This window comes from Burkholderia sp. Ac-20392 (assembly GCF_017104585.1).
Lineage (GTDB): Bacteria > Pseudomonadota > Gammaproteobacteria > Burkholderiales > Burkholderiaceae > Burkholderia > Burkholderia lata.
On sequence record NZ_JAAGPB010000600.1, the window covers coordinates 1 to 4,397 of the forward strand.

Below are 4,397 nucleotides of genomic sequence, written 5' to 3' on the forward strand. Positions count from 1 at the left end.
TTCACGAGATCGAGCTCGCCACCGCGCATCGTCACGTGCGCCGCGACGAACGCCAGGCCGCGGCGCTCGAGAAACTGCCGCGCACGCAGCTCGAACGCCGCGCCGACCGGTTTGGATCGCGCCGCACCGGAAAAGTTGTCGCCCGCGCGCGGCAAACCGCGCCCGTCGCCCGGCCGGGCCGGCGCCGCGTGGCACAATGCCGTCCTTGTTCCGCTTGCGCCGCGATTGCGCGCATTGCCTGCCATGACTGCCCTCCTCGAACTCGCGCACACGCAGCACTATCCGGACGCCGCCCTCTACGTGGTCGCCACGCCGATCGGCAACACCGCCGACATCACGCTGCGCGCGCTGCACGTGCTCGGCCTCGCCGACCGCATCGCGGCCGAAGACACCCGCAACACGGGCCAGCTGCTCGCCCGCTACGGGATTTCGAAACCGCTCGTCGCCGTGCACGAGCACAACGAACGCGAAGCCGCGCAACGCGTAATCGAACTGCTGCGCGGCGGCGAACGCGTGGCCTACGTATCCGACGCCGGCACGCCCGGCATCTCGGACCCCGGCGCGCGGCTCGTCGATGCAGTGCGCGCCGCCGGCTTCGCGGTGATTCCACTGCCGGGCGCGAGCGCGGCGGTGACCGCGCTGAGCGTGGCCGGCGACTGGGCCGGCGCGTTCACGTTCGCAGGCTTCCTGCCGCCGAAGACCAAGCAGCGCGCGACCGCGCTGCAGGCGCTGGTATCGCACCCGTATGCACTGGTGTTCTACGAGGCACCGCACCGGATCGCCGAAACCGTCGCCGCGCTCGCCGATGCGTTCGGACCCGCGCGCCGGCTGCTGATCGCGCGCGAGCTCACCAAGCTACACGAGCAGTTGTTCCAGGGCACCCTGGCCGAAGGACAGACCTGGCTCGCCGGCGATGCGAACCGGCAGCGCGGCGAGTTCGTGCTGGTGGTCGAAGGCGCACCGGAGACGAGCGGCGAAGCCGACGACACCGCGCACGATGCGCTGCTCAAGCTGCTGCTGGAAGAGGTGCCGGTGAAGAGTGCGGCCAAGCTCGCGGCCGCGCTGACGGGCGCGTCGCGCAACACGCTGTATGCGCGAGCGCTTGCGCTGAAGGATGAGCGCTGACACGCGAGCGGGCCGGCACCGGGAAACCGGCGCCGGCATCGCGCGGTGCAGGAAAGACAAAGGGCTGCCCGAGGGCAGCCCTTTTGCATGAGCGGTCGATCCGCTGCGTTACTTCGCCGAGATCGACGCGAACATTTCGTCGCGCGCCTCGCGCGCTTCCTGCGGCGACAGACCTTCGATCTTCACGCGGCCGGTGCCGGCGTGCACGAGGCCGATCAGCTTCGCGGCCGCATACGACAGGTCGAGCACGCGGCCGCGCTTGTACGGCCCGCGATCGTTGACCTTCACGACGACCCACTTGCCGGTCGACGCGTTCGTCACCTTGATGTACGACGACAGCGGCAGCGTGCGGTGCGCGGCGGTGAGCGCGTTCATGTTGAAGCGCTCGCCGTTCGCGGTGCGGCGGCCGTGGAAATCCCGCCCGTACCACGATGCGCGGCCCGTCTGGCGGAAATCGGACACATCCTTGCCGTCGATCGGCTCGGCGTCCGCCAGCGACGACTTCTTCGCGTCCTTGCTGTCGGCAGCCGGCATCGACGCCAGCGCGGAATCAAAATTCAGCTGCTTGTCGCTATCCGCCTTCGCGGCGGCGGCCGTCTTGTCGACGGCGTTCTTCTGGTTCGCGCTACCGGTGGTCTGGCTGGGTGGCACCGCACAGCCCGTTAGCGCAAAAAACAATGCAATGGTCCCGAATCGACTCGGAAAACGTAAATTCATCGACGTGTCGCCTTCTGGTTCGGGCCGCTCCTTCATCACGCCGTTTCACAGCGCAGATATGCGGCCCGGACGGCAAATGCGTGCACGCCCCGCTCGGATGCGAGCAGGCGGCTTGCATGGGCGCGGCTTTCGTCTAGGCCGCAACCGTCCTGATTAGTTTTCACGTCTGGCGCAACCTGTCCCCAACAGCCTGACCAGACCCCACATGCCGCCATCGAACATGGCTTCACGTTCGCGCGCGTCGAAACGACCGACTCACAGGAACGGCGGCACAGGCCTCATCCGGCGGCGCGGCAGCAGGGCCGCAGGCGGGCGCGCAGCACCCGGCCGGACAAGACGTGAGCACCGAAAGCTCGGTGCTGGATACACCGCCGGACTCCCCGGCGGCTGATGCTTGACGGTGCCTCCGACGCCCCTTTTTAACGGGGCCGAAACACCAGCGAATTGCGTGAAATTCACGTGCAATGGGGCGCATTATACATAAACCAAAAGGTCAACCCGAAAAGCACCCCCTGCGGACCATTGATTCTCACTATGGCCGTAACAATCGACATGCTCCGGGAATGCCCGAACGCATGCACCGCGACGCGCATCGCGCGACCGGCAGGCGGCACGCGCGACCGGTACAATCGCTCCTTTTAGCCGCCGGTGCCTCCATGAAAGTCACGCTCATTCCGGTCACGCCGTTCCAGCAGAACTGCTCGCTGCTCGTCTGCGAGAAGACGGGCCGCGCCGCCGTCGTCGATCCGGGCGGCGATCTCGACCGGATCGAACAGGAAGTCGCGCGGCAGAACGTGCAGGTCGAGAAGGTGCTGCTCACGCACGGGCACATCGATCACTGCGCGGGCGCGAAGACGCTCGCGACGCACTACGGCGTACCGATCGAGGGGCCGCAGGAAGAAGAACGCTTCTGGATCGAGAAGCTGCCGATGCAAAGCGAACGCTTCGGCTTTCCGGCCGCCGAAACCTTCGAGCCGGATCACTGGCTGAACGACGGTGACACCGTGCAGTTCGGGGACGAGACGCTCGAGGTCTATCACTGCCCGGGCCACACGCCGGGCCACGTCGTGTTCTTCAGCCGCGCGCATCGCGTCGCGATCGTCGGCGACGTGCTGTTCGCCGGCTCGATCGGCCGTACCGATTTCCCGCGCGGCAATCACGAGGATCTCGTCCGGTCGATCAAGGAGAAGCTGTGGCCGCTCGGTGACGACGTAACGTTCGTGCCGGGCCACGGCCCGGTGTCGACGTTCGGCGACGAGCGCCGCACGAACCCGTTCGTGTCCGACAAGGTATTCGGATGAACCAGACCGCCATCCCGGAAATCTACGTCAGCACCGATGTCGAGGCCGACGGCCCGATTCCCGGCCCGCACTCGATGCTGAGCTTCGCGTCGGCCGCCTATACCGAGGACAAGCAGCTGATCGCGACGTTCTCGGCCAACCTCGACACGCTGCCGGGCGCGCAGGCGCACCCGGTGCAGGAAGCGTGGTGGAAGACCGAGCCCGAAGCATGGGCCGCGTGCCGGAAGGATCTGCAGGCGCCCGAAGCGGCGCTGGTCGCGTACGTCGACTGGGTCGAGGCGCTGCCCGGCAAGCCGGTATTCGTCGCGATGCCGGCCGGCTTCGACTTCACGTTCATGTTCTGGTACATGATGCGCTTCGCCGGACGCTGCCCGTTCTCGTGGTCGGCGCTCGACATCAAGACGCTCGCGTTCGCGATGACGGGCCTGCCGTACCGCAAGGCGATCAAGCCGCGCTTTCCGAAGCACTGGTTCGACGACCATCCGCACACGCACGTCGCGCTCGACGACGCGATCGAGCAAGGCGCGCTGTTCTGCAACATGCTCGCCGACCTGCGCCGCCAGCAGGCCGCGCTCGCGGGCCTCGCGGTGTCGGACACCGATCGGTCGGAAAACGCAGGCGCGGGACAAATCCCCACGGATCCGCGAGCAAATTAGCGAATCTCGCTCAACAACGCGACGCCAGATTGCCTTTCCTTTCCCGGCCCTCTAACATTCAGCGTGTTGTAGTTGCCGCATGGAGGCGCAGGTGACGCTCGATTCCTTTTCGCAAAAAATCCTTCGCCTGTTGCAGCTCGACGCGCGCCGCTCGGTCCAGGAAATCTCGGACCAGGTCGGCCTGTCGAGCACGCCGTGCTGGCGCCGCATCAAGGACATGGAACAGTCGGGCGTGATCCAGCGCTACACGGCGCTGCTCGATCGCGAGAAGCTCGGCCTGCACGTCTGCGCGCTCGCGCACGTGCACCTGACCCGCCACAACGAAGGCGGCGTCGAGCAGTTCGAGCGCGAGATCTCGACCTGCCCGGAAGTCACCGAGTGCTACAGCACGACCGGCGAAGCCGATTACATCCTCAAGATCGTCGCGCCGGACATCAAGGCCTACGACGTGTTCCTGCACGAACGCATCTTCAAGATCCCCGCCGTGTCGCAGGTGCGCACGAGCGTCGTGCTGCGCGAAATCAAGTTCGACACGCAACTGCCGCTGTAACGCGCACGCACGTACCGGCGGCCGGCCGCCGCGCGTGCCCGCGGCCGG

5 protein-coding genes and 1 pseudogene are annotated in these 4,397 nt (G+C 66.9%); 4 read left to right on the plus strand and 2 right to left on the minus strand.

What is annotated here, in order from left to right:
- A pseudogene (locus G3N99_RS35275) lies at positions 1-197 on the minus strand (YraN family protein); the annotation flags it as partial.
- 46 nt (positions 198-243) lie between these two features.
- On the opposite strand from G3N99_RS35275, the gene rsmI reads away from it, so the two are divergent.
- A complete protein-coding gene (gene rsmI / locus G3N99_RS35280; protein WP_174940028.1) occupies positions 244-1,125 on the plus strand; it encodes a 16S rRNA (cytidine(1402)-2'-O)-methyltransferase in 882 nt (293 codons plus the stop codon).
- 108 nt (positions 1,126-1,233) lie between these two features.
- On the opposite strand, the gene G3N99_RS35285 is transcribed toward rsmI, so the two are convergent.
- On the minus strand, positions 1,234-1,842 hold the full coding sequence (locus tag G3N99_RS35285; protein WP_041492997.1) for a septal ring lytic transglycosylase RlpA family protein: 609 nt from the start codon (positions 1,840-1,842) through the stop codon (positions 1,234-1,236).
- Positions 1,843-2,498: 656 nt separating this feature from the next.
- On the opposite strand from G3N99_RS35285, the gene G3N99_RS35290 reads away from it, so the two are divergent.
- From G3N99_RS35290 to G3N99_RS35300, 3 genes are all read left to right on the plus strand, one after another.
- Positions 2,499-3,143, plus strand: coding sequence for an MBL fold metallo-hydrolase (locus tag G3N99_RS35290; RefSeq protein WP_043185095.1), 645 nt, complete (start codon positions 2,499-2,501; stop codon positions 3,141-3,143).
- Positions 3,140-3,799, plus strand: a complete 660-nt coding sequence (locus tag G3N99_RS35295) for an exonuclease (RefSeq protein ID WP_174940031.1) — start codon at positions 3,140-3,142, stop codon at positions 3,797-3,799. The genes G3N99_RS35290 and G3N99_RS35295 overlap by 4 nt, the downstream gene beginning before the upstream one ends.
- Positions 3,800-3,878: 79 nt before the next feature.
- On the plus strand, positions 3,879-4,349 hold the full coding sequence (locus tag G3N99_RS35300; RefSeq protein ID WP_011882933.1) for an Lrp/AsnC family transcriptional regulator: 471 nt from the start codon (positions 3,879-3,881) through the stop codon (positions 4,347-4,349).
- Positions 4,350-4,397 lie beyond the last annotated feature (48 nt).